This window comes from Streptomyces sp. NBC_01454, from assembly GCF_036227565.1.
In the GTDB taxonomy this organism is placed as follows: domain Bacteria; phylum Actinomycetota; class Actinomycetes; order Streptomycetales; family Streptomycetaceae; genus Streptomyces.
The window spans coordinates 3,781,089-3,805,569 of the sequence record NZ_CP109460.1; the positions used below are offsets into that span (position 1 = coordinate 3,781,089).

A 24,481-nucleotide genomic window follows, 5' to 3' on the forward strand; every position below is an offset into this window, starting at 1 on the left:
CGGCGCGAGGCATCACGGGAGAGCCGGCGCCAGGCGCCTCGTGCGCCCCGGCGGCGGACGGCGGACGGGGAGCGCGGACCTGGCGGCGGACGGCGGACGGGGCTCACGGCCCCGGCGCCCGCCCCCGGGGTCAGCTTCCCCGCAGCCCCAGCGGGCCCGCGATCTCGGCCGCCATGACCTTGCCGGCCTCCTCGGCGAGCCGCTCCTCGTCGGCGGTGACGTCGCTGTCGGTGTCCAGGCCGTCCAGCTCGACCAGCGGCTGGTCGAGGCGTACGTGGGCGACCAGCGACTGCAGCGCGCGCAGGGCGGCCGAGGCGGTCGGGCCCCAGTTGGAAAGGTAGGAGAACTGCCACCACCACAGGGCCTCGCTGACCCGGCCCGCGCGGTAGTGCGCCAGGCCGTGGCGCAGATCGGTGATGATGTCGGCCAGGTCGTCGGAGATCCGGCTGGCGACCGGCTCGCTGCGCGGCACGTACGGGTCGAAGACCTCGGAGTAGACGTCCACCGGTTCGAGCAGGGTCGCGAAGCGCTCGCGCAGCTCGTCGACGTCCGGTTCCGGGCCGATGTCCGGCTCGTACCGCTCGTCGGGAACGAAGTCCTCGTGAGCCCCCAGGCGGCCGCCGGTCAGCAGCAGCTGGGAGATCTCCAGCAGCAGGAAGGGCACCGCGCTGTCCGGCTCGTCACCCTTGGCGACCTCGGTCACCGCAACGATGAAGCTCTCGATCGAGTCGGAGATCGATACGGCGAAGTCGTCCGGGTCCTGTGTCGCGTTGTGCAGCGTGGCATCAGACATCGAGAAGTCTCCTCCCTTCGAAGGCCCGCCCGAGCGTGACCTCGTCCGCGTACTCCAGATCGCCCCCGACCGGCAGTCCGCTGGCCAGTCGCGTCACTCTCAGGCCCATGGGTTTGATCATGCGGGCCAGATAGGTGGCCGTGGCCTCGCCCTCCAGATTCGGGTCGGTGGCCAAAATCAGCTCGGTGACGGTGCCGTCCGCGAGCCTGGCCAGCAGTTCCCTGATCCGCAGGTCGTCGGGGCCCACGCCCTCGATCGGGCTGATCGCCCCACCGAGGACGTGGTAGCGACCGCGGAACTCACGGGTCCGCTCGATCGCCACGACGTCCTTGGGCTCCTCCACGACGCAGATGACCGCCGGATCGCGCCTCGGGTCCAGGCAGACCCGGCACTGCTCCTCCTGCGCCACATTGCCGCAGGTGCCGCAGAACCGGACCTTCGCCTTGACCTCCATCAGCGCGTTCGCGAGCCGGCGGACATCGGTCGGCTCGGCCTGAAGAATGTGGAAGGCGATCCGCTGCGCGCTCTTGGGACCGACGCCGGGCAGCCTGCCCAGCTCGTCGATCAGGTCCTGAACCACGCCTTCATACACGGAACGTCTTCTTTCTCTTCTGCCGTGCTGCGTACGCTAGTTGGCTACTCCTCAGAAGGGGAGACCGGGGATCCCGCCACCGCCCAGACCCTGGGCGAGCGGGCCGAGCTTCTGCTGCTGCAGCTGCTGGGCGCTGGCGTTGGCGTCCCGGACCGCCGCCAGGATGAGGTCGGCGATCGTCTCGGCCGTCTCCTCCGCGGAGTCGGTGTCGACCGCCTTGGGGTCGATGACCAGGCCCGTGAGCTCACCGGAGCCGGTCACCGTGGCCTTGACCAGGCCGCCGCCCGCGGAGCCCTCGACGGGTGTCTCCGCGAGTTCCTGCTGGGCGGCCGCGAGATCCTGCTGCATCTTCTGGGCCTGCTGAAGCAGCTGCTGCATATTGGGCTGACCACCGGGGATCACGACGTGACTCCTGCCATACGACAACGATTGGTGCGGTAGCCCGAGCCTACGTGTTTCACGGGCCCCGCGCCCTACGCCGTAGGGAGGAGCACGGATGTACGTCCGGTGGACGTCTGCTGACCTGCTCAGCGGCTGGTCCGGGGCGCTTGTGGGCGCCGTCTACTCGTTGTTGAACTCTTCGAGCACCGTCGCACCGAGCTCGCGGACGATCAGGTCGTGGCCGCTGAGCGCGGAGTCGACGAGATCGGCGTCGTCCTCGGCCGGCATGTCGTACTCGATCGACGTCGGCGGGGGCTCCGGCGGCGTGTACGAGGGCTCCGCCACAGGCCCGCCCTGGCCGCCGCCCGCGGACGCCGCCGGCGACACGGCCTCCCGGGCCATCCGCGCGCCCTGGCTGCCGCCTCCGCCGCCACCGCCGGTTGCTTCACCGCCCGGTCCGTACCCGCCCCCGGACGACGGGGGCCCGGCCGGGCCGCCCTGCTGCGGCGGGGGTTGCGGGGCGCCCTGCTGCGGGGCGGCGGGCGCTCCGCCGCCGAAGCCGCCGCCACCGCCGCCGCGGGGGGCACCACCGGCCGGCGGGCCGGCGCCGCCCGACGGGTCGACGATCGCCTCTACCCGCCACTGCAGCTGGAACCGCTCGGCCAGCACATCCTTGAGGACGTCCTCGCTGCCGCCGTTGGCGAAGCTGTCGCGGGCGCCGGCGTTGGGGAAGCCGATCTGCAGCGTCGTGCCGTCGAAGCCGGAGACCTGGGCGTTCTGGCTCAGCAGGATCCAGGTGAAGCGCCGGCGGTCCTTCACCGCTTCCAGGATGTCCGGCCACATCTGCCGTACCTGGGCGGCACCATGCGCCGCTCCCGGGGCCGTACCGGCCTGCGGGGTGGACTGCTGCGCTGCGGGCGCGGGCGGGCCGGCCGGCGGTGCGGACGCGGCGGGGGGCCCGGACGCGGCGGGCGCCCCGCCCTGCCCCGGTGCCACGGCCGTGGGCCAGCCGCCGGGCTGCCGTCCGGCGCCCCCGCCGGACCCGCCCGCCGTGCTTCCGCTGCCGGCGCCGTTGCCCTTGGCCGTACCGCCCGGCCAGGCCCCGGGCCGGGTGGCCGCACCCGCAGGGCCGTCGTCCTGCCCAGGGGGCTGCTGCGCCTCCGCCGGGGCAGCCTGCTGCGTCCCCGCGGGGCCGCTCGGCTGTTCACCGCCGGGTACGGCCGCCGGGGCGCCGGACGCCGCCGTTCCTGCCGTCTGCGGCCCCGGAGCGGCCACGCCGCCCCCCTGGCCGCCGCTCGCCGCGCCCCGGACCGCGGCGCGCGCCGCGGCCGGACCGGACGGGCCGGCGGCCGGCATCGCCGGATGCGCCTCCGGCCCCGGCACATAGCCCGCTGCGGGCCCGCCACCGGACGCCACCACCGGCGGGGCCCCCGGCCCCAGGTCTCCTCCGTGGCCCGCAGCGCCGCCCGCACCACCGGCTCCGCCCAGCAGCGCGGCACCGGCACCCCGCTCCAGCCGGTCGAGCCGCGCCTGCACCGACCGCTCGTCGTCGTACGCCGCCGGCAGCAGCACCCGCGCGCAGATGAGCTCCAGCTGCAGCCGCGGCGAGGTCGCCCCGCGCATCTCCGTCAGGCCCGTATTGACCAGGTCGGCGGCCCGGCTCAGCTCCGCCGCCCCGAAGACGGACGCCTGCGCCGTCATCCGCTCCACGACATCGGCGGGGGCATCGATCAGCCCCTTCTCCCCCGCGTCCGGCACGGCCGCCAGGATCACCAGATCCCGCAGCCGCTCCAGCAGGTCCGCCACGAAGCGCCGCGGGTCGTTGCCACCCTCGATGACCCGGTCCACGACCTCGAAGGCCGCCGCCCCGTCCCCCGCGGCGAAGGCCTCCACGATCGAATCCAGCAGCGACCCGTCGGTGTAGCCCAGCAGCGCCGTCGCCATGGCATAGGTCACACCGTCGGATGCGGCACCGGCGAGCAGCTGGTCCATCACGGACATCGAGTCACGCACCGACCCGGCACCGGCGCGCACCACCAGCGGAAGCACACCGTCCGCGACCGGGATGTCCTCCTGCCCGCACACCTGAGCCAGGTACTCGCGCAGCGTCCCGGGCGGCACCAGACGGAAGGGGTAGTGATGCGTACGCGACCGGATCGTCCCGATGACCTTCTCGGGCTCGGTGGTCGCGAAGATGAACTTCAGATGCTCCGGCGGCTCCTCGACGACCTTCAGCAGGGCGTTGAAGCCCGCCGAGGTCACCATGTGCGCCTCATCGATGATGTAGATCTTGTACCGGCTGCTCGCCGGCCCGAAGAAGGCCTTCTCCCGCAGCTCACGGGCGTCGTCCACGCCACCGTGCGACGCCGCGTCGATCTCGATCACATCGATCGAGCCCCGGCCGTTCCTGGCCAGGTCCACGCACGACTGGCACGTCCCGCAGGGCGTGGGGGTGGGACCTTCCTCACAGTTGAGGCAGCGCGCCAGGATCCGCGCGCTCGTCGTCTTGCCGCAGCCACGCGGCCCACTGAACAGATAGGCGTGATTGACGCGATTGTTCCGCAATGCCTGCTGCAGCGGATCAGTCACGTGCTCTTGCCCGATGACCTCGGCGAAGGTCTCGGGGCGGTAGCGGCGGTACAGCGCGAGGGACGACACGCATACGACGATATCGGCCCGCACTGACAACCGACCGGCCCGCAAACGCAAGCGCCCCCCACGCACCCGCCAGAGCCGACCTACCCTTGCTGCCTTCCGGCCCTGGGGGAGTTCAGTCAGATAGCGCCACGTGAGGGGCTGCGCACCACAGTAGCGGATCCCCGGCCCGGGAAACGACCCGTACCCCCGCCCCCGACCCACCCCGCCCCCTCGCGGGCCCCCTCCTGCGGATCATGTTCGCGAGCACTCCCCAACGTCTTGTATTGTTTGCGGCGGAGGATTCGCCTAGTGGCCTAGGGCGCACGCTTGGAAAGCGTGTTGGGGGCAACCCCTCACGAGTTCGAATCTCGTATCCTCCGCCATTGCTCTCACCGGGCAATACGTCGAAGGGCCCCACCGCTTGCGGTGGGGCCCTTCGACGTTCTCCGTCGCCGTTCTCTGTCGCCGCTCTCGTCTCGGTGCTCGTCTCGGTGCTCGTCACAGCCGGCCGCGCGCGATGCCCGGAGCGTCCCTGGAATTGCTGCGTGGCCTTCCGGGCATCAGCCCGGTGAGGCGCAGGTGCCGAGCGCGCATCCGGGCCGCTCCCCGGGCTTCCAGGGCTCCCAGGGCTCCCCCGGGATCCCACCCCAAGATCGCGAGATCGCGCCGAGCAGGACGATCGGACCGCCGAGGAGCAGCAGAGGTCTGCCCCCGCTGGAGGCAGTAGCCGGCTTCCGTCCGCAGGGGTCGTCCCCGCATCCGTGCGCGTAGTCGGACCGAAGTCGGTTGGATCGAGAAGCTCACCGTCGACGCGGCGCCCGACCCGCCGAGTAGGTTTCATGATCGCCGCATGGCTGGCTGGCGCGCGGCTACCGGCCGGGTGGACCGTTGGGGAGATCCGGAAAGTCTCCGGCGATCAGGAGGCCATGGCTCTCGACGCCGATCGCTCCGTCAAAGCGATCTCTACGAGGCACTTCGCGGTCTGTCGCCCGGCGGGATCAACACCGGCCCAGCGCACGACGGGACACCATCGGAAATGTGGTGGCCGCCTGACACGTGGTTCCGTACCTTGCCTCCATGACCGACGACCGAAAGGGCAATGCCGCGTAGGCGCCCGTCAGCCCTGCGGGGCGAAGTTCCGCTCCACCGTCCGAGGCGGCGGTACCCGTTCATTGATCGTCTTTCAGGGGCCTGCCAAGCGGACCTCCGTAAGCTGGAACGCACCCGCTTCTGGCCCGGAGCCACGGAAGAAGCGTTCTGGCACTGGAAGGCACTTGCCCAGGGCCCTGTCAGGCAACTCGTGGACCAACTCGAAGCGTCTGATTGCGGCATCCTTGAGTGCGGGTGTTACGGCGTCGGATTCCGCAGCCACCTCGAGGTCGTGCTGCACGCGCTGCCCAGGAAGAGTGCGCGCGAGTTGCGTGCCCTTGTGGGGGCCCTCGACGAGAAAGTTCTGGCGAGAGCCCAGGCCATCCCGGCTGACGGCCTGGGCGCGCCGTGGTGGTGAGGTCAGTTCCGGAGAGGTATCCCGACGACAGCCTCGACGCCGGCTTCAGTCTCGCCGAGGCGCAGCTCGGGCCGCCAGAGCCCGGCAGCGTCGAGGCCGCGCTCATCGACGCCGGACGGGGCGACGGGATCACCCTGTCCGACCTGCGCCGGTCACCGCGGGACGCTCAAGGGGCGCCACTGCTGCACCGGATCCGGATGCAGAGTTCGGTGCAGCGCGTCCCGATCCCCGCGGCGTTCGATGCCGTGCTCGCCGTTCCGACCGTCACCCGGGATCGCTCGGTGCGCTTCTGACAGTCCCCCTGGGGGATTCCGGCATCGTCGATTCCGGTGGCGCGTCCGGGAATTCCTGGAGTGGGCCACGGTAAACCGTCGAACGGGTTTTGCGGGTTTTCCCGTTCGACGGTTTGTCGGTGGGTGGCTCGATCTCGTCGTGAGGCCGGGGCGGGGTCTGCCGGGTAGATGCCGGAGGGAGGAGTGCGGGGAGGGAATTGTCTGCCCGATGCGTGGCGGCAACCGGCATCGGCCGTGCTGAACCCGCGGGCGTACCGGTACGGCGCGGCCGCGCTTTCCCGGGCGCTCGCACACGACGGTCACGAGCGGGGTGAGAATGCCCGGCGGTCCGATTCCGGTGCGCCGGCGGAGTGAGCCGGGAGTGCGCCCTCACTGCGGCAAGGCCCGGTCGCCGCACGAGCGAGGTGGGGCCCGGGTCCGGGGCCGGCACCGCCGCGCCGCGCCGTTCACTCACGTGGGGGTACCCGCGGCGCGCCGGACCCGCCTTTTTTCGTCTTCCGGTTTTGTGGGTGGCGCATACACGGAGCTGGTTTTCTTGCGAACTGCTTGCATTCCACTGGGTAGTTCATGTGATCCAGATCACAGAGGCGATGTTCGGCCCGGTGCTACGTTCCGCAATCACAAGTCCGTATTGCTGGTGGCAAAAAACGGAGGTGGCAATGCCCGAGCAGTCCGAGCAGGCGCCCACGGAATACATTCCGCCGATGCTGGTCGAGGTCGGCGAGTTCACCGAAGACACCCTGGGCAACTGGCATGGCACGTCGCCCGATTGGTTCTTCAACTACTACTGGTAAACCGTCTGCCGGAAGTAGTGACCGACGGGGGGAGCCGGGCCTGCCTGTGTGGAGCCCGGTCTCCTTCTTCATTCATGAGGGCTCCGGCCCGCCGCGGCGTCGAGGCATTCGGTGCTTCCGCGCGGCGCGCTCTTCGGCCAGGGGGCCGGCGGGGGGATGGCGCAGTTGAGTGCTGGGTTCGTGGTCCTGCCGGACACCGCCGACGGTGCGGAGCTCCGGTCGCTCGTGCCGTTCGCGCAGGCCGGAGTGCTCGCGCACGCCTCCGGGCGGCCGTGGCTGGTCGGCGAGTGGTCCCGCGATCAGGTGCGGGTGGCCGCGGCGGGGCCGGTACGGCTGGCCGTGCTCGGGTCGTGCCCGGTCACGGATGACGGGCTGACGCGGCTCGCCGCCCGCGTCTCCCGGATGTCCGATGTGGAGCGGGCCGTTCCCTCGCTGCTCGGGTCCTGCCATCTCGTGGCCTCGGTGAACGGGGAGGTCCGGGTCCAGGGCAGCGCCTCCGGGCTGCGCCGCGTCTTCCACACCCGGGTGCACGGGGTGCGGGTCGCCGCGGACCGGTCCGATGTCCTCGCCGCGATGACCGGGGCCCCGGTGGACGAGGAAACGCTGGCGCTGCATGTCGCCTGCGGGTTGCAGGTGCCCTATCCGGCCAACGCGCGCAGCGCATGGTCGGGCATCGGCACGCTCGCCCCGGAGAACTGTCTGCTGTGGGACGGCAACCGGGACCGGGAAGCGGTGTGGTGGCGTCCGCCGAAGCCGGACCGGTCGCTGCGCGACGGAACAGCGGCGGTACGGGACGCCCTGACCTCCGTGGTGGACCGCAGTGCGCCCCGCGAAGGCCGGTTGAGCGCAGATCTGTCCGGCGGGCTGGATTCGACGTCCCTGTGTTTTCTGGCGGCCCGGCACACGCCCCGGCTGCTGACCTTCCGTTGGGGCGAGGCCGACGCGGGCAACGACGACGCGGCCTACGCCGGGCATGCGTCGCGGCTGCTCGACCGTGCCGAGCACCTCGTCGTGCCGCAGCACGAACTCCCCGAGATCTTCGCCGACCCCGGGCGCGCGGTGTCCGCCGAGGAGCCCATCTCGCTGACGCGTGCGACCGCCCGGATCCGCCGGGGCGCCCGGCTGCTCGCGGACCGCGGGTCCCGCCGGCATCTGGCGGGGCACGGCGGCGACGAGTTGTTCTCCCCGATGCCGTCCTATCTGCACGCGTTGCTGCGCCGTCATCCGATGACGGCCCTCCAGCACGTACGGGCGCACTGCGCGTTGAAACGCTGGCCGCTGAAGGCGACGCTCGCCGCGCTCGCGCAGCCGGGAAGTCTCCCCTCGTGGTGGCGCGACCAGGCCGAGCTGCTGACCGAGCCCCGCCCGCCCCTGCGGCGCCCCGCGCTGGGCTGGGGCCTGGGCCCCGTACGTGCGGCGCCCTGGATGACTCCCGACGGCGTCGCGCTGGCCCGGGACGCACTGCGCCGCGCCGCCGACCGTGCGCGACCCCTCGCCGAGGACCTCGCCACCCACACGATGGTGCTCATGATCCGTTCAAATACGGTCAGTTACCGGTTGCTGGCGGGGCTGTACGCCGAGTCCGGGGTGGAGCTGGACATGCCGTATCTGGACGACACCGTCCTCGACGCCGTGCTCCGCGTACCGGCACACGAACACGCCGGGCCCTGGCGGTACAAGCCCCTGCTGGCCGATGCGATGCACGGCATCGTGCCGGACGCGATCCGGGCGCGGTCCACCAAAGGCGAGTTCGGCGAGGACATCAGACGGGGGCTGCGCCGCAACCTGCCCGCCGTTTTGGACCTGTTCGCCGATTCCGCGCTGGCGGCCCGCGGTCTGATCGACACCGCCGCGCTCCGGCTGCGGCTGGCCCGGCCGCAGCCGGACAACACCACCGCCCAGGCCCTGGAGAGCCTGCTCGGCTGCGAGACCTGGCTGCGCACCGCCGCCGACCACGGCACCACCCCCCGTACCGGCAACGGCACTGTCACTTCGGAGGTCTGACCCCTATGCGGCTCCATCCCGACGTCTCCATGACGGACACCGACGACGGCACGGTGCTGCTGCATCAGCGCACCGGCCGCTACTGGCAGCTCAATGTCACCGGCAGCCGCGTACTGCACCGCCTGCTGGACGGAGACACCCCCGAGACCATCGCCGCCGGCCTCGCCGCCGCCCACGGCATCGACCCGCAGCGGGCCCGGCACGACGTCGCCGCGGTGGTCGGGCAACTGCGCACCGCCGAACTGACGGTGGCCACATGAGCCAGTCCATGGCGCTGGACCAGCGGGCCCGGCTCCCCCTGCGGCGCAGGCTGCTGCCGCTGCTGGCCGTCGGGGTCGCCCGGCCGCTCGCCCGCCTCAAGCCCGCACGGCTGCGCGCCGTCCTCGAATTCGCCCGCCGCGGGGCGGCACCGGCCGGTGCCGGCCAGGCTCAGCGGGCACGCGACCAGGTCGTCTCGGTGAGCCTGCGCTGTGCGGGGCAGAACTGTCTGCAGCGTTCCCTCGCCACCGCCCTGCTGTGCCGGGCCCGCGGCGTGTGGCCCACCTGGTGCACCGGTGTGCGCACCCATCCCTTCGCGGCCCACGCCTGGGTCGAGGCCGACGGCCGGCTGATCGGCGAGCCGCACCCCAAGGACTACTTCAAGCCACTGCTGACCGTGCCGCCCCACCCCCCGGCCGGCGCCGGGGAGCGCTGAACGCCGCCCCACCGAACGATCGGCGGCCGCCCGGACACCCCCGTTCCTCCGCAACGACCGAAGGGCTGAACCGTGCACACCCTCCCTCTCCCACAGCAGGACGTGGCCGCCCGATGACCGCCGTGGACACGGACGGGGCGCACCGCCCCGCCGCCGGCGCGCTCCGGCTCGTCGAGAGCCGCACCACCCGCCCCACGACGGTGGAGATCACGGACTATGTGCGGGCGATGTCCGTCCACTGCCCCTATCTCGCCCCCTCCGTGGAGCACGGGCTGACGACGTGGACGGTGTACGAGGCGGCCGGGGACCCGCCGGATGTCGAGGCGGAGGTCTTCCGTGCCGGGGTGCGGGCCGCGGAGTGGGTCCGGACCCGGCTGAACAGCCCCCGCGGTGCGCTGGCCTGCGAGAACATCGCGGTCTTCGGCGCCGGCCGGGAGGTGCTGGCGTGGCCGCACTGGGCGCTGAAGAACCTCTACGGCCCGGTCGGGGTGATGTTCGGGAAGTTCCCGCTGGGCGATCAGGTCACCGACCACCGCGGCCGCATGGTCCCGGAGCCACCGGTCTCGTTCCTGGCCGTACGGGCCGCCGTACGGGCCCGCGATCCGCTGTTCCTGAGCCGGACGCCGGACCTTGCCGCCCTCGTGGCGGAGGCGGCGGACGACGGCCGGGACGTCTTCGCCGAGCTCCCGAGGGAGTGGAAGGACGTCAAACTGTGGGCGCAGCGCCGGCTGCCGAAGCGGTAGCGAGGGTTCTCCGCCGCGGAACGGCTTCCTCCGCCGGACCGCCGCGCCCCCTGCCCTCGCTCACGCTCCGCCGCGTGCCCCGTGCACCACGAAGTGGCGACCTCGGGTTCGAATCGCGAACACCGTCCCGAAAGCGGCCTCACCTACGGGAAAGGGCAGGTCAGGGGCGTTGGAACCGCGCGCAGGACCCGGAGAAACAGATCGCCGAGATCTCAGGTGGCGGGATTTCGACGTTGCGATTGAGTGAATGTCTCGTTCTTCTGGTGCAGCGGCACCCCAAACTGGTTACAGTTCTGGTTACAGCCGCGGTGGCGCAGTGGGCCACACGATCTCATGCGGGGTGCTGGTGCCACGGGAACAGGCTAGTCCGGCACGGTTCAGACAGCTAGGCAGGTGAAGGGGTGAGCGCTCTCAATGTATCCGGGACGCGAGGTCTTCCTCCACGCACCACTGGTCTATGTGACAGCTGAGATCACCCTTTCCTATGAGCCACGGGTCAACCAGCCCGCAGTGCGCGACGCATTCGCCGAGGGTGTCCGGCAGAGCTTTCCGCTGCTTCAGCAGGAGCGCGCACTCGCCGTGAAGCTGGAGGAGGTCGATGAAGACATTCCTCCGCAAGTCTTGCCGGCCATCCGCGCGCTCACCGCCGACTCCGAGGCTTCCGCCCTTCTCAAGGCCAGCGCACTGACGGTGGATACGACCGCCTATTCGCAGTTCGAGAAATTTGACGCGTTGCTCGGAGTGGCGCTGACGGCGCTGGCGGAAAGCGTTCCGGAGGCCATGGTCCGCCGGGTCGGCGTCCGCTACGTGAATGAGATTCGCGTACCGGGAGACACCACGAAAGATCCTGATTGGCCGACGTGGGTATCCGATTCCCTGCTGGCAGGCCAGGGGCTTTTGCCGAGAGGGCATGCGGCGGGCTCCATGGGTCATGTGCTCTTCCATCTCGAGGACGACTACTGGACCGGATTTCGCTATGGCGATGTCATCGGCACCACCATCGTCGACCGGGACGTGGCAGTAGGACGGAAGAAAAGCACGGAGCCGGAAAACAGCAGGTTCTTCGCTCTCGACATCGACAGCTTCTGGGATCCGAGCGAGCCCGTGAAGTTCGATCCCGAGCAGATCCTCAAGATCTGCGATCGACTTCACCGCCCCGCCGGCGAACTGTTCCAGGCATCGATCACGGAGCGCGCGAGGAAACATTTCAGGGGGGATCCGCATGAATGATCCGAGGGCAAGAGGGCGCATCGACTTAGATGTCTTGCGGGCCGTGGCGGACAGCATCCGGCCACGCGCCGAGTGGGCCGCGGAGCAACAGAGTTACACCAGCTATCAGTCACTGGATGCGCAGTGGCGCGAAGACAGCCAGCGGCTGCGCATGCGCCACCGGCGGCTCGAGCGGGGACGCCAGGACCACCGCAGGAAGTGGCTGCAGGAAAAGCGGCAGGAACTGGCCCGGTCGCTGTCGGTTGCGGACATGCTCCGTGAACTGTCGACGGAGCAGGGCCTTTCGTGGGTGGCGATGTCCCGGATGCTCGGGGTGAGTGTGCCGGCGTTGCGAAAGTGGCGTAGAGCCGGCGGTGTGACTCCTGAGAACAGAGATAATCTCGCCGGGCTGGTCGCATTTCTCCGGATCCTCGGCGAAGCGGGCGTGGCAGATCCCGCTCAGTGGATCACGCTTCCCGTCCTTGACGGGTACACCGTCACTCCCCTCGATCTCTATACGCCTCTCACCGCAGTGGATTTGCTCGAACTGGGGGCAGGAGACGAACAACCGGCTACTCTGTTGGAGCGACTGCTGCCCGAGTGGAGCAGTACCCACAAGAGTGAGTACGAAGTATTCATTGCCGAGGACGGAAGGCCATCGCTCCGGCCTCGAAGTTGACGGAGGCGTGCATGGCGGAACAGCTCGACCAGATTCCATGCATCGGCGAGCTGTACGCCTACAGGGGCGTCCCCGATGTAGACGAGGACGCCCCTCCGCTATGTCTTCCGTGGCATCAGGGCGACATCTTCGAAAACGTCGACTTACCGGGCCTGGAAAGCACCATGGGCATGCTTTTTCTGCATCCCTGCACGATGCGGAAGCGCGCGGCCCTCGTGGAGCAGGTCACGATGATCGCCGTCGAGGAGTTCAGCGGCAAAAAGGTACTGGACGGTGACGACGCATGGGATCGTCATTGGAAAAGCCGGTATTCGGTGATGCCGCTCGCCAACTTGCGCAACCGTGAGGTGCGCGGCGGTACACATGTCGCCGACTTCTCCAAGCTCGCCACCGTCCCCTCCTCGGAATTGAACCGGAGTAAGCGAATAGCCGCCCTGACGGATGCGGGCCGGCTGCATCTCCTCCAGCGCTCGTTCCATCACTTCTCGCGGCTCGTCGTCCCGCTGGGCGATCTCCGGGCCGGGATGCGGGGAGTGAACAGGGAGATCGAGCTCCAGCACGACTGGGTCGAGGCGGCCTGCGACGCGTGCAAGGAGTGGACCGACGAGAGTGTGGCGCGGGCGGAACGGGACTTCGACGCGTACCTGACGGAGGAGGACCGCCGGCAGCGGCTGTCCGACATCCAGCAGGAGACGGACATCGTGTGCGAAGTGATGAAGGAGATCGAGAGCCGCTACAAGTCCTGAGACCGGCCCCTCAGCGTCCGGAAGTGGTCGATGAGGGTACCGACTCGCCCTCCTCCTCGCGTGTGACGGCTGCGTCCACCGCCTCGGGCGGCATCGCGAGACGCACGGCGGTGTAGAAGATGACGAGGCTGAAGACGATCACGATGATCAGGTCCCACCAGGCCGGCAGGGCGCGGATGCCGCCGTAGCGTCCCAAGCGGCCGATGAGGACCATGCCGCCCAGCCAGGGCCAGATCCAGACGGCCGATCTGGCGCGCAGGCCGCTGCGTTCGGCCACCGGGATGCCGCGGCGGGTGAGGGCGAGGACGGCGAAGCCGAGCAGGGCGGCGAGGCCGAGTTTCCAGTCCGCCTCGTAACCGGACCAGTAGAAAATCAAGTTGGCGAAGACGAACCCTGCGGGGGCCATGACGGAGCCGCGGGGCAGGCGGTAGGGGCGGTGGCGGCCGCCGTCGCGTGCGCGCAGCGCGTGCAGGGACACCGGCGCGAAGGCGTACATGATCGCCGCAGCCGAGGTGACCAGGCCGACCAGGGCCTGCCAGCTGGGGAAGGGCAGGAAGGCCAGCTCGCCGACCACGAAGGCCAGGAGCGTCGAGACGACGGGCACGCGGCTGCGGCCGAGCTGGGTGAGGGGCCGGGGCAGGACCCGCTCGCGGCCCATGGCGTACGTGAGCCGGGCGGCGCCGGCCATGTAGACCAGGCCGGTGCCCGCCGGGGAGATCACGGCGTCGACGTAGAGGATGGTCGCCAGCCAGCCGGCCCCGATGGCGGTGGCGAGGGTGGCGTAGGGGCCGAAGTTGCCCTTGCCCACCGGGTTGTCCCAGCTGTGGGTGAGGACGCTGGGGTCCAGGGCGGCGATGAAGGCGACCTGCAGCAGGAGGTAGAGCCCGGTGCCGATCGCCATGGCCACGATCACCGCGCGGGAGACGTCGCGCTGTGGATCGCGTGCCTCACCGGCGAGTTGGATGGCCTGCTCGAAACCCAGCAGCGCGAACACCACTCCAGCGGGCAGCGCCGCGAAGACGCCGTGCGCCCCGTGCGGTGCGAAGCCGCCGCCCGCGGTGAAGTTCGAGCCGTGGAAGGACAGCGTCATCAGCACCACCACGGTCAGCAGCGGTACCGCGGTCTTCACCACGGCGGTGACCGAGTTGATCCCGGACAGCAGTCGGACGCCGAGGACGTTGATGACGGTGAACAGCAGCATGAAGCAGGTGCCGATGACCAGGCCCGCGGCGGTGAGGGTGCCGTTCGGGTGCAGCATCTGCACCCGGTCGCGGACCCAGCCGATGCGGTCCAGGTAGGAGAGCGTGGCCTCGACTTCGATCGGCGAGATCAGGACCGACCGCAGCCAGGACATCCAGCCCGCCGTGAAGCCCACCAGCGGGCCGAAGGCGAAGAAGGGGAATCGGGCGGTGCCGCCCGCAATCGGGTAGGTGGCGCCCAGCTCCGCGTGGGCCAGCGCGAGCACGGCGAGCATCGCCGAGGCGAGCACCCAGGAGACCAGTGACGCCGGTCCGGCGATGACGGCGGTGGTGAGGGCACCCAGCAGCCAGCCGGAGCCGATGATCGATCCCAGGGAGATGAACATCAGCCCCCAGAACCCGACCGCCCGGCGAAGGTGGCGGGCTCCGGCGGCGCTGTCACTCCCGGCTGCGGCCGGCCTCGTCACGCGCGCTCCTGGTTCACGGGACCATCTTGGGCCCGGGAGGCGGGCCTGACGGGACCGACGCGCTGTGTGTCACCCCGTGTACCACGGGTGACGGAGGGGGTGGTGCCCGCGGGTCCCGGCGCGGGGCGTCATCTCCTGCGGTGGCAGGCGCCGGGTCTCCGGGGGTGGCAGGCACCGGCTCTCCTCCGGCGGAGACACGCGTCAGCGTCCGTCACCCGGCCCGGCCGTCCCCCTGCCCGCCCGTCACCCGGCCCGTCGGTCGCCGTCGGTGAGGGGCCGGACGGTGGGTGAGGCGTGCACGGTGCCGTTGTGGTGCGGGGGGCGGGTGTGGAACAGCGTGGCGTACAGGCCGCGTTGGGCGAGGAGTTGAGCGTGGGTGCCGGATTCCACCAGGCGCCCCTTGTCCAGGACCAGGATGCGGTCGGCGTCCGCAGCAAGGGCCAGATCGTGCGTGATCACGAGGGTGGTGCGGCCTTCGGCGAGGCGCCGCAGCGGCCCGAGGATGCGCTGGGCGGCGAGGGTGTCCAGGCCGGTGGTGGGCTCGTCGAGGAGGAGTACGGGCGCGTTGCGCAGCATGGCGCGGGCGATGGCGATGCGCTGCAGCTGACCGCCGGAGAGCCGGGAGGTGCCGGGGGCGATGACGGTCTCGTAGCCGTCGGGGAGGGCGGTGATGAAGGTGTGGGCGTCGGCGGCCCGGGCGGCGCGGATGACGTCGTGGTGGGTGACGTCGCGCCCGCAGGCGATGTTCTCCTCCACGGTGTCGTGCAGCACGAGGGTCTCCTGGGGCAGCAGGGTGATGTTGCTGCGTATCTGGGCGAGGGGCAGCCGGTTCAGGGGGATGCCGTCGAGCCGGATGCTGCCGGTGTCCGGGTCGTAGAACCGCAGGAGCAGGGCGGCCAGGGTGGACTTCCCGGCGCCGCTGGGGCCGGTGATGCACACGAGTTCCCCGGGTACCGCGGTGAACGAGAAGTCGTGGAGGGCTTCGTCCTTGTTGCCGGGGTAGCGGAAGCCGACCCGGCAGGCCTCGACCGCGCCGACCGCGCGCTTCGGCGCCGGCACGACGGCGGAGGGCTCCGGGTCGGTGACGGCGGGCCGGGCGTCGAGGATCTCCAGCAGCCGCTCGGCTCCGGCGGTCGCCTCGGTGACCGTCAGTCCGAGCTGGCCCAGTCCGCGGATCGGCGGGTAGAGGTAGCCGATGAAGGCGGCGAAGGCCAGGAGCTGGCCCAGTGTCATCCGCCCGGCGGAGATCTCCCAGGCGCCCAGGCCGATGATCGCGAGGACACAGAATGTTTCGAGGACCTCGACCAGCTGCCCGTACAGCTCGTTGAGGCGGGCGCTGGTCACCGAGGCCCGCAGCCAGCGGCGCGCCTCCCGGCGGAGCCGTGCCTGTTCGTCGCGCTGCCGGTTGTAGGCCTGCGTCAGGACGACGTTGACCAGCCCCTCCTCCACGACGGAGGTGATCGCGCCGTCCGCGACGCGTTCGCGGCGGGACACCTCCTTGACCCGGCTGGTGAAACGGCTGGCGGCGATCAGGAACAGCGGGGCGAGGGCGAAGGTGGCGAGCGCCAGGTCCCAGCGCAGCCAGAGCGCGGCACCGGCATAGAAAAGGACGGCGAAGCCGGCCGAGACCGCCTGGACGAGACCGGTGACCACCAGTTGCTCGATGGCGTCCACATCGCCGGTCATCCGCTCGACCAGGTCACCCCGGCGGTTGCGCTGGAAGAAGTGCGGCGGCAGCTTCTGCAGATGTGCGAAGAGCCGTGCCCTGAGCCGCATCACGAAGCGTTCGGCCGTCCAGGCGGCGAGCGAGTTGCCCAGATATCCCACGATCGCGCCGGCGACGGCCACCGCGAGCCACAGTCCGGCGGGCCCCCAGAAGGCGCTGACCGAGCCCTTCTGCAGGGCGTTGTCGGTGAGTTCGGCGAAGAGCAGGATGGCCGCGGTCTCCGCCAGCGCGGCCACGATGGCGCTCAGACAGACCAGGACGATCCAGCGCCGGTCGCCGCGGGTCAGCGGCCAGAAGCGGCGTACGGCCTCCTTGAAGCCCACCCGCCGGGTACGGATCGAGGTGTCGACGACGAGGCTGTGGAACACGTTGTCCGTGTCCGAGGACCGTCGCCCCCGTGTCCGTGTATCGGCCCCCGGGAGACCGGAGTCGGCACGGTCTCCGTAGTCGTCAGGATCCCTGTCCGGCAGGGGGGAACCCCGTCCAACGGGTGGTGGTTCCGCACCTCGTTGAGGCGCTTCGAGGCGCTCTCGGCGCCGGCGTGAGCTGCGCAGGTGCATGGTCGCGACTCATCTCGTCGCTGCTGCTTCGGCTGTTGACCGGGACCACGTGGCACGGCCCCCTAACAGACGAGGCGGACCCGCGCGGTACGCGAGCCAGCCTCGAACTCAGGGGTTTGCGTCAGTAACCGCGCTCGCGGTCCCGGTCTCGTCCGTTCCGCCTGCGGCGTCCGCGCCCGCAGTCGTCGTACCCGCGGCCGTGGTCACGGCGGTCATGGTCGCGCCTGCGCCTTCTCGGGAAGACCTTACGGAAGCTCATCTTCGCCTCCTCATAGAGTGTTCCTTGTTGTCGAACCGATACCGGCTACGACAACTCCCAAGCTACGACGCTCACCTGCGTCCAACAAGGAAATTTGCGTGAAAATTCAGACATAAGCCAATATTCTTCTCAAACGTGACGAAGAGTGTTGGGCGGTTGCTCTCCGGATACCGATTTACCCCCCTCGACGGCAGCTGCCGGAGGGGGCGGAGGGGCCCGGCGACCGGAATTTCACCCGGTCACGAGTGGTCAGTTGAGGGAAGTCGGGGCTGGTCGGGGCGCGGACGGCTGCCGTTCGGCCTGGCGGGGCGGGGGGTGGTGGCGGTGTCGCATCCGGCCGTGCCGCCCGGTTCCGCCGGACTTGCCGGGCGGCTTCTCGCACAGCGTTCCGCGCGGCATACCGTCAGTCACGGCGCCGACAGCAGCGGCGCCGTGCACCGTCAGTCACCGCACCTCACCCGTCGCTGTGCACGGGGAGCCGGGTCCGCCGTGCTCCCCCACCATCCCGGCGAACCCCTCCGCGGCGCCGCTGACGGATGGGCGGGAGCGGCGCCGCGGGGGTCCCCGGCAGGGGTCAGGTTGCGCTGAGTGCCACCGTCGGGTGGAGGCGGGAGGCGCGGATGGCCGGATAGAGGCCGGCGATGACGCCGATCAGCAGGGTGGCGCCGAGTCCGCCCGCCAGGGACCAGGGGGGTACGACCGCGGTCCACCCCTGGGCGCGGGCGAAGGCGACCGTGGCGGCGGCGCCGAGGGCCGCGCCCACCAGCCCGCCGAGCGCCGACAACAGCAGGGACTCGGTGAGGAACTGGAGGCGGATCGAGCCTCTGGTCGCCCCGAGGGCGCGGCGCAGGCCGATCTCCTGGCGGCGCTCCAGCACCGAGATCACCATGGTGTTGGCCACGCCCACGCCGCCGACGAGCAGCGCCACCGCGCCCAGCCCCAGCATCAGCGTCGTCAGCCCCTTGTCGGTGGCGGCCTTGGCGGCCAGCGCGTCGGAGGGGCGCGAGACCTTCACCGAGCCCTCGTCGCCCGGGTTGACCGTGCGGGCCAGGACCCCCCGGACCGCCTCCACCGAGGCATCCGTGGAGCGCTCGAAGAGCGTGGTGGGATGGCCGTCGAAACCCAAGTAGCGTTCGGCGGAGGGGTATCCGACCAGCGCGACGCGGTCCAGGGTGGGCACCAGCTCGACGGGGGCGAGGAGGCCGGTGACGACGTACCACCGGTCGTTGAGCAGGATCTTCGCGCCGGGCGCGGTCACCCCGAGGCGGTCCGCGGCCACCGAACCGAGCACGACGGTGGGCAGTCGTTCACTGGCACGGTTGAGCCAGCTCCCCTGGCTCGTACGGGCGTTGAGGGCCGTGAGCAGGTCGGGGCGGGCGGCCTGGACCGTGACCCCCGAGGCCAGCTCCTCCGGTACGACGTCGCTGCGCCGCACCCGGGCGTTGACCGCGCCGGTGGCGGTGGCGTGTTCGACGGGGCCGATCCGCTGGACCATCGCCACGGCGCTCTTGGGGAGCTTCACGTCCTGGCCGAGGGCGTCTTTGCCCGCCTCCGCGGTGAGCAGATTGGTGCCCAGCCGGTCCAGGCGGGCGAGCAGGTCGGCGCGGCTGGAGGTGGACAGTCCGACGACGGCGACCATGGTGGCGATGCCGATCGCGATGCCGAGGGCGGACAGGACGACGCGGGTGCGGCGGCTGCGCAGGCCCTCGGCGCCGACCCGCAGCACATCGGCCGGGGAGAGCCGGGCCGCCCGCAGTGTGGGGCCGCTCATGGGGTCACCTCCTCGGTGTGCTCCGACGGGGAGCCGGGTAGGGGAGCCCGCTCCGGAGGGGAGCCGGTGGCGACAGCGGCACCGGAGTCGTCGACGATCTCGCCGTCCCGGAAGCGGATCCGGCGGGGCAGCGACTCGGCGATCTCGTGGTCGTGGGTGATGACGCAGACGGTCCGTCCTGCCGCATGCAGCGCGCGGAGGAGGTGCATGACCCGTGCGCCGGAGGCGGAGTCCAGTGCGCCGGTCGGCTCGTCGGCGAGCAGCAGATCGGGCTCGCCGACCAGCGCACGGGCGATGGCCACCCGCTGCTTCTCGCCGCCGGAGAGCTGATGGGCGAGGTGGCCGGTGCGGTGGCCGAGCCCCACCTCTTCCAGGGCCGTGCGGGCGCGCGAGCGGCGCTCGCGCAGCCCCGTCCCGTCGTAGAGCAGGCCGTCGGCGACGTTGTCCTGGGCGGTGCGGCCGGGGGCGAGGTGGAAGTGCTGGAAGACGAAGCCGATGTGGCGGGCGCGGAGTGCGGAGAGCTGGGCGTCGGACAGCCGGCTCACGTCGTGCCCGGCCACCCGGACCTCGCCCGAGGTGGCCCGGTCGAGGGTGCCGAGGAGGTTGAGGAGGGTGGATTTGCCGGAGCCGGACGGGCCGACGATGGCGAGCAGTTCGCCCCGCGCCACCCGCAGGTCCACGCCTCGCAGGGCGTGGACCCCGCCCGGATAGGACTTCGTGGCCGCCCGCAGTTCGATCACGGCTGGGGTCATTGCTCGGCCGCTCCGACCTTCATGCCCTCGGCCAGTCCCGGTCCGCTGACCTCGATCCGGCCGTCGGCCGACAGACCGGTGGTGACCGGCACCATGTGGGACGTGGCGCCCTGGACCACCTCCAGGCCGTAGCCGCCCTCGCGCAGCGCGACGACCGCGTCGACCGGAACCGTCAGCACGTTCTTGCGGCTTTCGCTGACGAACTTCACGCTCAGGGTGCCCTGCTGGTCCTTCTGCCCGGGCTTGGCGCCGCCGTCGAGCGTGACCTCGACCTCGACGTCCTCGCCCGCGGAGGGGGCATCGGAACCGCCGCCGGCCGCGCCCTCGCCGGAGTGCGCGCTCTCGGGCGAGGCCAGGCCGCTGACCTTCCCCTGCCGGGTGCCTCCGCTGGGCATGGCGACCTCCACCTTGGTGCCGTTGGTGGCCAGCGCCCGGTCGGCGGCATCGAGCGAGGCCCGGACGACGGGCTTGGTGGAGGCGACCGTCAGGACCGTGTCGGAGGGGCCGACCGTGTCGGAGAGGGCGGCTTCGGCGGCCACCACGCGTACCGGGCCGCGCTGGAAGACGATGTCCCCCTTACCGACCCGGCCGTTCGCGTCGATCACGCCGAGGGACTTCTGCCACGCCTTGACGGCGGCCTCGGTCGCCGCGTCATAGCGGACGTCCACATACAGCCGGGAGCCGAAGCCCAGGTCACGGAGGTTGCGCTCCAGTTGGAGGACGTCCGGACCGCGGTCGCCCACCTTCATCGCGCGGAACATCGGGGTCGCGCCGTAGAGGAGGACCACCGGCCGGGCGTCACGCTCGTACAGCGGCTGGCCGAGCGACACGGTCCTCCCCGGCCGGGCGGCCTTGGTGACCGTGCCCTCCACGGGGGACTTCACCGCGCGGCGCTGTGCGTAGTCGAGATGTCCGTCGACGGTCTTGCTCACCGCCAGATCGGTGCGGGTGATCTCGGTCGTGGTGGCCGGCCCCTTGGCGCGCCGGCCGTCGGCCGCGGCGTCGTTGCCGTTGTGAGTGAGGAGCATGACGCCTGCGATCACCCCGGTCGCGGTGACCGCGGCGACCAGGGCGATCAGGCCCCGGCGGCGCTTCGCGGGATTGCTCACTGCATGCCGTCCAGTCCGTCGAGGAGCTTGTCCTTGCACGCCTGGCGGGCCTGCTGGTACGCGGGCGAGTCGGGGGAGACCTCGGGCGAGGAGGGGTTCGGGTCCCCGCCCGGGATGACATTGCCGTCCTGGAGCTGCGGGTTGGTGAACTTGGAGACGCCATGGGTGCGCATGCACTTGGCGTGCGCGAGCATCGACTCGTATTCCTTCTGGACGTCGCGGCGCGGCTCCTCCCTCGATGCCTTGAGCATGTCGCCGGTGCAGACGCCGCCCTTACCGCCCTTGGCGATCTCCTCGTTGCCCGGCTTCTGCTGGAGTTCGTTGATCTTCGTCCAGTCGAGATAGCCGCTCAGCTTGGGGTCGGGGAAGTCCTTGTCGACGTTCTTGCGCATGCACTGGACGTACTTCATCTGTGCGTCGTAGAAGGCGCTCTTTCCCCGGTCCGCGGAGCTCGACGAGCCGGAGCCGTCCTGGCTCCGGTCGGTCGAGGGCGCGTTGCTGACGGAGGCGACGCCCTCGTCCGACGACTGGGTGCCGCCACAGGCGGTGGTCAGGGCGAGGGCGGGTACGGCGATCAGCAGCGCGAGGCGCGCGGCTCGGGAGCGGGGGGATGTCTGCGGGGTCATGCGGCTAATTTCGGGCCGATAGTTGGTGGTCGTTCCATGGCCGCATGATGGGAACGTAACAATGCCACCGGACCGCACCCCCGCCCTGTGGATAACTCCTGAGCTGCGCGGACGTCGCCCATACTCGGCCACATGCCTCATGTACTGCTGGTCGAGGACGACACGTCCGTGCGGGACGGAATGGAGCTGGTGCTGCGCCGGCACGGCCACGTGGTCGACGCCGTCGCCACCGGCGAGGAAGGGCTGACGCTGCTGTCCCGGCCGCGCGGCGGCGGCATCGAGATCGCGGTGGTCGATCTGATGCTGCCGGGCATCGACGGCTTCGAGGTCTGCCGGCGCATCCGTGCCCGGAGCCAGCTGCCGATCATCATGCTCACCTCGCGCGGTGACGATCTGGACGTGGTCAGCGGGCTGGAGGCGGGCGCCGACGATTACGTGGTCAAGCCGATCACCGGCCGGGTGCTGGAGGCCCGGATCCGGGCGGCGCTCCGGCGGGCCGGGCCGGCCGCCCGCACCGACAGCGACGACTTCGCCGGGCTGGTCATCGACCGGGCCGGTCTGACGGTCACCAAGCACGACGCGCCCGTCCCCCTCCCGCCCACCGAGCTGCGGCTGCTGCTGGAACTGTCCGCCGCCCCCGGCCGCGTCTTCAGCCGCGAACAGCTCCTCGAACTCGTCTGGGAGCACGACTTCCTGGGCGACTCCCGGCTGGTGGACGCGGCGGTCGGCCGGCTGCGCGCCAAGCTGGAGGACGTCCCCGCCAAGCCCCGCTACATCCAGACCGTGCGCGGCTTCGGCTATCGCTTCGGACCGCTGTGAGCATGCGATGACGAGGGCCACCAGGACCAGCCCCGGGGACAGCACCACACCGGAGCCTGCCGCGAAGACGGGCGGCCGGCGGGCCGCGTCGGCCCGTGTGCGGCTGCCGCGCATCGGCGGCCTGCGCGGCCGGCTCATCGTCACCGTCGTCGTGGTCGCCCTGATCAGCGCGGTCACCGCGACCGCGCTGGCCTACCGGGAATCGCGTGAGGCGGTGCTCAAACGGGCCCAGAGCGCCGCCGTCGACGACTTCCGCAACAGCGTCGAGCGGCTGTCGCCGGAGCTCGACGTCCCCGCCGATCCCCGGTCCCTGGCCCGGTTCGCCGACGAGGTGTCGTCCGGATTGCGCGGCTCGCTGGTCGTCGCCCGGTACCGCGAGATCACCGCCGTCTCCGCCCCGTCCGCCGACCGCACCCGCCTCACTCCCGCACTCCGCGCGGCCGTGCGCAGCCACTCGAGGGTCTCGATCCAGCGGGTGGAACAGGGCGGGCAGCCCTGGCTGGCCCTCGGCGCCCCGGTCGGCCTCGACGCACCGGCTCGTCACGGCAGCGCGGCCCGGCCCTCCGGGGTGGAGGTCTACGCGGTCGTCTCCCTGGCGGAGGAGGAACGCGACACCGCCGAGCTGGTGCGCAGCGTGCAGGGCGGCCTGGTGCCCGTGGTGCTGCTGTCCGCCGTGCTCGCCCTGCTCGCGGCCCGTACGGCGCTGCGGCCGGTGCGCAGACTGGCGCGGGCCACCCGCCGGCTGGCCACCGGCGAGCTGACCATCCGGGTCGAGGAGAAGGGGCGGGACGAACTGGCCGAGCTGGCCCACACCTTCAACGAGACGGCCGGCGCGCTGGAACACAGCGTCGGCGAGCTGCGGGAACAGGAGGCCCTGGCCCGGCGCTTCGTCGCCGATGTCTCCCATGAGCTGCGTACCCCGCTCGCCGCCATGACCATGGTCTCCAGCGTCCTGGAGGAGGACGCCGACCAGCTCACCCCGGACACCGCACACGCCGCCCGTACGGTCAGCGCCGAGACCGCCAAGCTCGCCCGGCTCGTCGACGACCTCATCGAGATATCCCGCTTCGACGCCCGGGCCGTGGCACTCACCGTGCACGAACTGGATCTGGCCGAGGCGGTGCGCGCCACGCTGGCGGCCCGTGGCTGGAGCGATCGGGTCGAGGCCGATCTGCCGCCGGGCATACGGGCGCGGGCCGACCGCCGACGTCTGGATGTCATCGTCGCCAACCTCGTCGGCAACGCCCTGCGGCACGGCGCGCCCCCGGTGACCCTCACCGTGCGGGCGGCCGAGGACTGGCTGACCGTCGCCGTCGCCGACCACGGCCCGGGGCTGGCCCCCGAGACCGCCCGCCATGTCTTCGACCGTTTCTACAAGGCCGACAGCGCCCGCGCCCGCTCCGAGGGCAGCGGCCTGGGGATGGCCATCGCGCTGGAGAACGCCCGTCTGCACGGCGGCACCATCGAGATCGCGCCCCCGGCGCCCGGCGTCGGCGCGGTCTTCACCCTCCGTCTCCCTCTCCGTACGGACTCCGCCTCATGACGCGCCCCCGCGCCCTCGCCGTCTGCTGCCTGCTCGCCGTCTCCGCCACGGGATGCGGTATCCGCCCCACGGGTGTCACGGACGGCGGCGCGGCTCCCACCGGGATCTCCCAGGGCATGCGGGTCTACTTCGCCTCCGACAGCGGCCCCCGCGGGGTGTCCCGGCCCGATGCCAGGATCACCGACCTCAACGCCGCCTTCAAGCTGTTGCTGGCGGGCCCGACCGCCGAGGAGCGCGCCGCCGGGCTGGCCAATCTGGTCACCCGGGACCAGGCGTTCAGCGCCACCTCCCGCCGCGGCAACGTCACCATCAACGCCCCGGGCCACTATGCCGGCTCCCCGCAGGACCAGAGCACGGGCCAACTGGTCTGCACCGTCGCCCGGGCAGAGGTGCTGCTGCACGGCACCCGCCCGGACAAGGTGCAGGTGACCGTCGTCGGCGCGGACGGACGGGCCGGGCCGTACCAATGCCAGCAGTTCCTGTCGCGCTGAGCCAGTCGCCGCGGCCGGCGGGCCGACCTCTCCATCCACAGGCAAAAGCAAACCCTTTGCGTTAAGTCGCACCAGCGCCTATGGTGA

Annotated in this window: 22 protein-coding genes, 1 tRNA gene and 1 other RNA gene; 13 read left to right on the top strand and 11 right to left on the bottom strand. The window is 71.2% G+C overall.

What is annotated here, in order from left to right; translation table 11 throughout:
• Positions 1–130: 130 nt before the first annotated feature.
• From OIU81_RS16525 to ffs, 5 genes are all read right to left on the bottom strand, one after another.
• Entirely contained in the window at positions 131–793 is a 663-nt protein-coding gene (locus OIU81_RS16525; protein WP_329148579.1) for a DUF5063 domain-containing protein, read from the bottom strand.
• Complete coding sequence (gene recR, locus OIU81_RS16530) at positions 786–1,385, bottom strand: recombination mediator RecR (protein WP_018089931.1); 600 nt, start codon at positions 1,383–1,385, stop codon at positions 786–788. Before recR ends, OIU81_RS16525 begins: the two co-directional genes overlap by 8 nt.
• A gap of 51 nt (positions 1,386–1,436) precedes the next feature.
• Positions 1,437–1,787 carry a YbaB/EbfC family nucleoid-associated protein gene (locus tag OIU81_RS16535; protein WP_329148582.1) on the bottom strand — a complete coding sequence of 117 codons (351 nt, stop codon included), beginning with the start codon at positions 1,785–1,787 and terminating at the stop codon, positions 1,437–1,439.
• A 159-nt stretch (positions 1,788–1,946) separates the two neighbouring features.
• Positions 1,947–4,424 (bottom strand): DNA polymerase III subunit gamma and tau, encoded by a 2,478-nt coding sequence (locus OIU81_RS16540; RefSeq protein WP_329148584.1) that lies wholly within the window; start codon positions 4,422–4,424, stop codon positions 1,947–1,949.
• 44 nt (positions 4,425–4,468) lie between these two features.
• Positions 4,469–4,567, bottom strand: an RNA gene (ffs, locus tag OIU81_RS16545) — signal recognition particle sRNA small type.
• A 131-nt stretch (positions 4,568–4,698) separates the two neighbouring features.
• On the opposite strand from ffs, the gene OIU81_RS16550 reads away from it, so the two are divergent.
• From OIU81_RS16550 to OIU81_RS16595, 10 genes are all read left to right on the top strand, one after another.
• Positions 4,699–4,786: transfer RNA gene (locus OIU81_RS16550), tRNA-Ser, on the top strand.
• A gap of 1,117 nt (positions 4,787–5,903) precedes the next feature.
• Complete coding sequence (locus OIU81_RS16555; RefSeq protein WP_329148586.1) at positions 5,904–6,203, top strand: hypothetical protein; 300 nt, start codon at positions 5,904–5,906, stop codon at positions 6,201–6,203.
• Between the two features lie 659 nt (positions 6,204–6,862).
• Positions 6,863–6,997 (top strand): lasso RiPP family leader peptide-containing protein, encoded by a 135-nt coding sequence (locus tag OIU81_RS16560; RefSeq protein ID WP_329148588.1) that lies wholly within the window; start codon positions 6,863–6,865, stop codon positions 6,995–6,997.
• Positions 6,998–7,177: 180 nt separating this feature from the next.
• On the top strand, positions 7,178–9,001 hold the full coding sequence (locus OIU81_RS16565) for a lasso peptide isopeptide bond-forming cyclase (RefSeq protein ID WP_329155185.1): 1,824 nt from the start codon (positions 7,178–7,180) through the stop codon (positions 8,999–9,001).
• Between the two features lie 5 nt (positions 9,002–9,006).
• Positions 9,007–9,261, top strand: a complete 255-nt coding sequence (locus OIU81_RS16570) for a lasso peptide biosynthesis PqqD family chaperone (protein ID WP_329148589.1) — start codon at positions 9,007–9,009, stop codon at positions 9,259–9,261.
• Complete coding sequence (locus OIU81_RS16575; RefSeq protein WP_329148591.1) at positions 9,258–9,695, top strand: lasso peptide biosynthesis B2 protein; 438 nt, start codon at positions 9,258–9,260, stop codon at positions 9,693–9,695. The genes OIU81_RS16570 and OIU81_RS16575 overlap by 4 nt, the downstream gene beginning before the upstream one ends.
• Positions 9,696–9,808: 113 nt before the next feature.
• Positions 9,809–10,438 (top strand): hypothetical protein, encoded by a 630-nt coding sequence (locus tag OIU81_RS16580; RefSeq protein WP_329148594.1) that lies wholly within the window; start codon positions 9,809–9,811, stop codon positions 10,436–10,438.
• Between the two features lie 414 nt (positions 10,439–10,852).
• Positions 10,853–11,668 (top strand): TIGR04255 family protein, encoded by an 816-nt coding sequence (locus OIU81_RS16585; RefSeq protein ID WP_329148596.1) that lies wholly within the window; start codon positions 10,853–10,855, stop codon positions 11,666–11,668.
• Between the two features lie 43 nt (positions 11,669–11,711).
• The gene (locus tag OIU81_RS16590) at positions 11,712–12,326 is read left to right on the top strand and encodes a hypothetical protein (RefSeq protein ID WP_329148598.1); all 615 of its coding nucleotides are present in this window, start codon (positions 11,712–11,714) and stop codon (positions 12,324–12,326) included.
• An 11-nt stretch (positions 12,327–12,337) separates the two neighbouring features.
• Positions 12,338–13,072: a hypothetical protein gene (locus OIU81_RS16595; RefSeq protein WP_329148601.1), complete on the top strand. Its 735-nt coding sequence runs from the start codon at positions 12,338–12,340 to the stop codon at positions 13,070–13,072.
• Positions 13,073–13,082: 10 nt separating this feature from the next.
• Here the strand turns inward: OIU81_RS16595 and OIU81_RS16600 are convergent, their stop codons facing one another.
• From OIU81_RS16600 to OIU81_RS16625, 6 genes are all read right to left on the bottom strand, one after another.
• Entirely contained in the window at positions 13,083–14,738 is a 1,656-nt protein-coding gene (locus OIU81_RS16600) for an APC family permease (protein ID WP_329148603.1), read from the bottom strand.
• 243 nt (positions 14,739–14,981) lie between these two features.
• Positions 14,982–16,832, bottom strand: coding sequence for an ABC transporter ATP-binding protein (locus tag OIU81_RS16605; RefSeq protein ID WP_443073999.1), 1,851 nt, complete (start codon positions 16,830–16,832; stop codon positions 14,982–14,984).
• 1,025 nt (positions 16,833–17,857) lie between these two features.
• On the bottom strand, positions 17,858–19,054 hold the full coding sequence (locus tag OIU81_RS16610) for an ABC transporter permease (RefSeq protein ID WP_329148605.1): 1,197 nt from the start codon (positions 19,052–19,054) through the stop codon (positions 17,858–17,860).
• Positions 19,051–19,806 carry an ABC transporter ATP-binding protein gene (locus OIU81_RS16615; protein ID WP_329148607.1) on the bottom strand — a complete coding sequence of 252 codons (756 nt, stop codon included), beginning with the start codon at positions 19,804–19,806 and terminating at the stop codon, positions 19,051–19,053. Before OIU81_RS16615 ends, OIU81_RS16610 begins: the two co-directional genes overlap by 4 nt.
• Complete coding sequence (locus OIU81_RS16620; RefSeq protein WP_329148608.1) at positions 19,803–20,915, bottom strand: efflux RND transporter periplasmic adaptor subunit; 1,113 nt, start codon at positions 20,913–20,915, stop codon at positions 19,803–19,805. Before OIU81_RS16620 ends, OIU81_RS16615 begins: the two co-directional genes overlap by 4 nt.
• Entirely contained in the window at positions 20,912–21,541 is a 630-nt protein-coding gene (locus OIU81_RS16625) for a hypothetical protein (protein ID WP_329148610.1), read from the bottom strand. The genes OIU81_RS16620 and OIU81_RS16625 overlap by 4 nt, the downstream gene beginning before the upstream one ends.
• 132 nt (positions 21,542–21,673) lie before the next feature.
• On the opposite strand from OIU81_RS16625, the gene OIU81_RS16630 reads away from it, so the two are divergent.
• From OIU81_RS16630 to OIU81_RS16640, 3 genes are read left to right on the top strand one after another with little or no spacing between them, the layout of a single operon-like run.
• Complete coding sequence (locus OIU81_RS16630; protein ID WP_329148612.1) at positions 21,674–22,360, top strand: response regulator transcription factor; 687 nt, start codon at positions 21,674–21,676, stop codon at positions 22,358–22,360.
• Between the two features lie 7 nt (positions 22,361–22,367).
• On the top strand, positions 22,368–23,903 hold the full coding sequence (locus OIU81_RS16635) for a HAMP domain-containing sensor histidine kinase (protein ID WP_329148614.1): 1,536 nt from the start codon (positions 22,368–22,370) through the stop codon (positions 23,901–23,903).
• Positions 23,900–24,394: a hypothetical protein gene (locus OIU81_RS16640; protein WP_329148616.1), complete on the top strand. Its 495-nt coding sequence runs from the start codon at positions 23,900–23,902 to the stop codon at positions 24,392–24,394. The genes OIU81_RS16635 and OIU81_RS16640 overlap by 4 nt, the downstream gene beginning before the upstream one ends.
• Positions 24,395–24,481: the final 87 nt, after the last annotated feature.

What these genes read in the sequence shown, in the direction of transcription:
- OIU81_RS16525 (WP_329148579.1), bottom strand. Translation starts at nt 793, where the DNA reads ATGTCTGATGCCACGCTGCACAACGCGACACAGGACCCGGACGACTTC.
- OIU81_RS16560 (WP_329148588.1), top strand. Translation starts at nt 6,863, where the DNA reads ATGCCCGAGCAGTCCGAGCAGGCGCCCACGGAATACATTCCGCCGATG.
- OIU81_RS16570 (WP_329148589.1), top strand. Translation starts at nt 9,007, where the DNA reads ATGCGGCTCCATCCCGACGTCTCCATGACGGACACCGACGACGGCACG.
- OIU81_RS16575 (WP_329148591.1), top strand. Translation starts at nt 9,258, where the DNA reads ATGAGCCAGTCCATGGCGCTGGACCAGCGGGCCCGGCTCCCCCTGCGG.
- OIU81_RS16580 (WP_329148594.1), top strand. Translation starts at nt 9,809, where the DNA reads ATGACCGCCGTGGACACGGACGGGGCGCACCGCCCCGCCGCCGGCGCG.
- OIU81_RS16585 (WP_329148596.1), top strand. Translation starts at nt 10,853, where the DNA reads ATGTATCCGGGACGCGAGGTCTTCCTCCACGCACCACTGGTCTATGTG.
- OIU81_RS16595 (WP_329148601.1), top strand. Translation starts at nt 12,338, where the DNA reads ATGGCGGAACAGCTCGACCAGATTCCATGCATCGGCGAGCTGTACGCC.
- OIU81_RS16610 (WP_329148605.1), bottom strand. Translation starts at nt 19,054, where the DNA reads ATGAGCGGCCCCACACTGCGGGCGGCCCGGCTCTCCCCGGCCGATGTG.
- OIU81_RS16615 (WP_329148607.1), bottom strand. Translation starts at nt 19,806, where the DNA reads ATGACCCCAGCCGTGATCGAACTGCGGGCGGCCACGAAGTCCTATCCG.
- OIU81_RS16625 (WP_329148610.1), bottom strand. Translation starts at nt 21,541, where the DNA reads ATGACCCCGCAGACATCCCCCCGCTCCCGAGCCGCGCGCCTCGCGCTG.
- OIU81_RS16630 (WP_329148612.1), top strand. Translation starts at nt 21,674, where the DNA reads ATGCCTCATGTACTGCTGGTCGAGGACGACACGTCCGTGCGGGACGGA.
- OIU81_RS16635 (WP_329148614.1), top strand. Translation starts at nt 22,368, where the DNA reads ATGACGAGGGCCACCAGGACCAGCCCCGGGGACAGCACCACACCGGAG.
- OIU81_RS16640 (WP_329148616.1), top strand. Translation starts at nt 23,900, where the DNA reads ATGACGCGCCCCCGCGCCCTCGCCGTCTGCTGCCTGCTCGCCGTCTCC.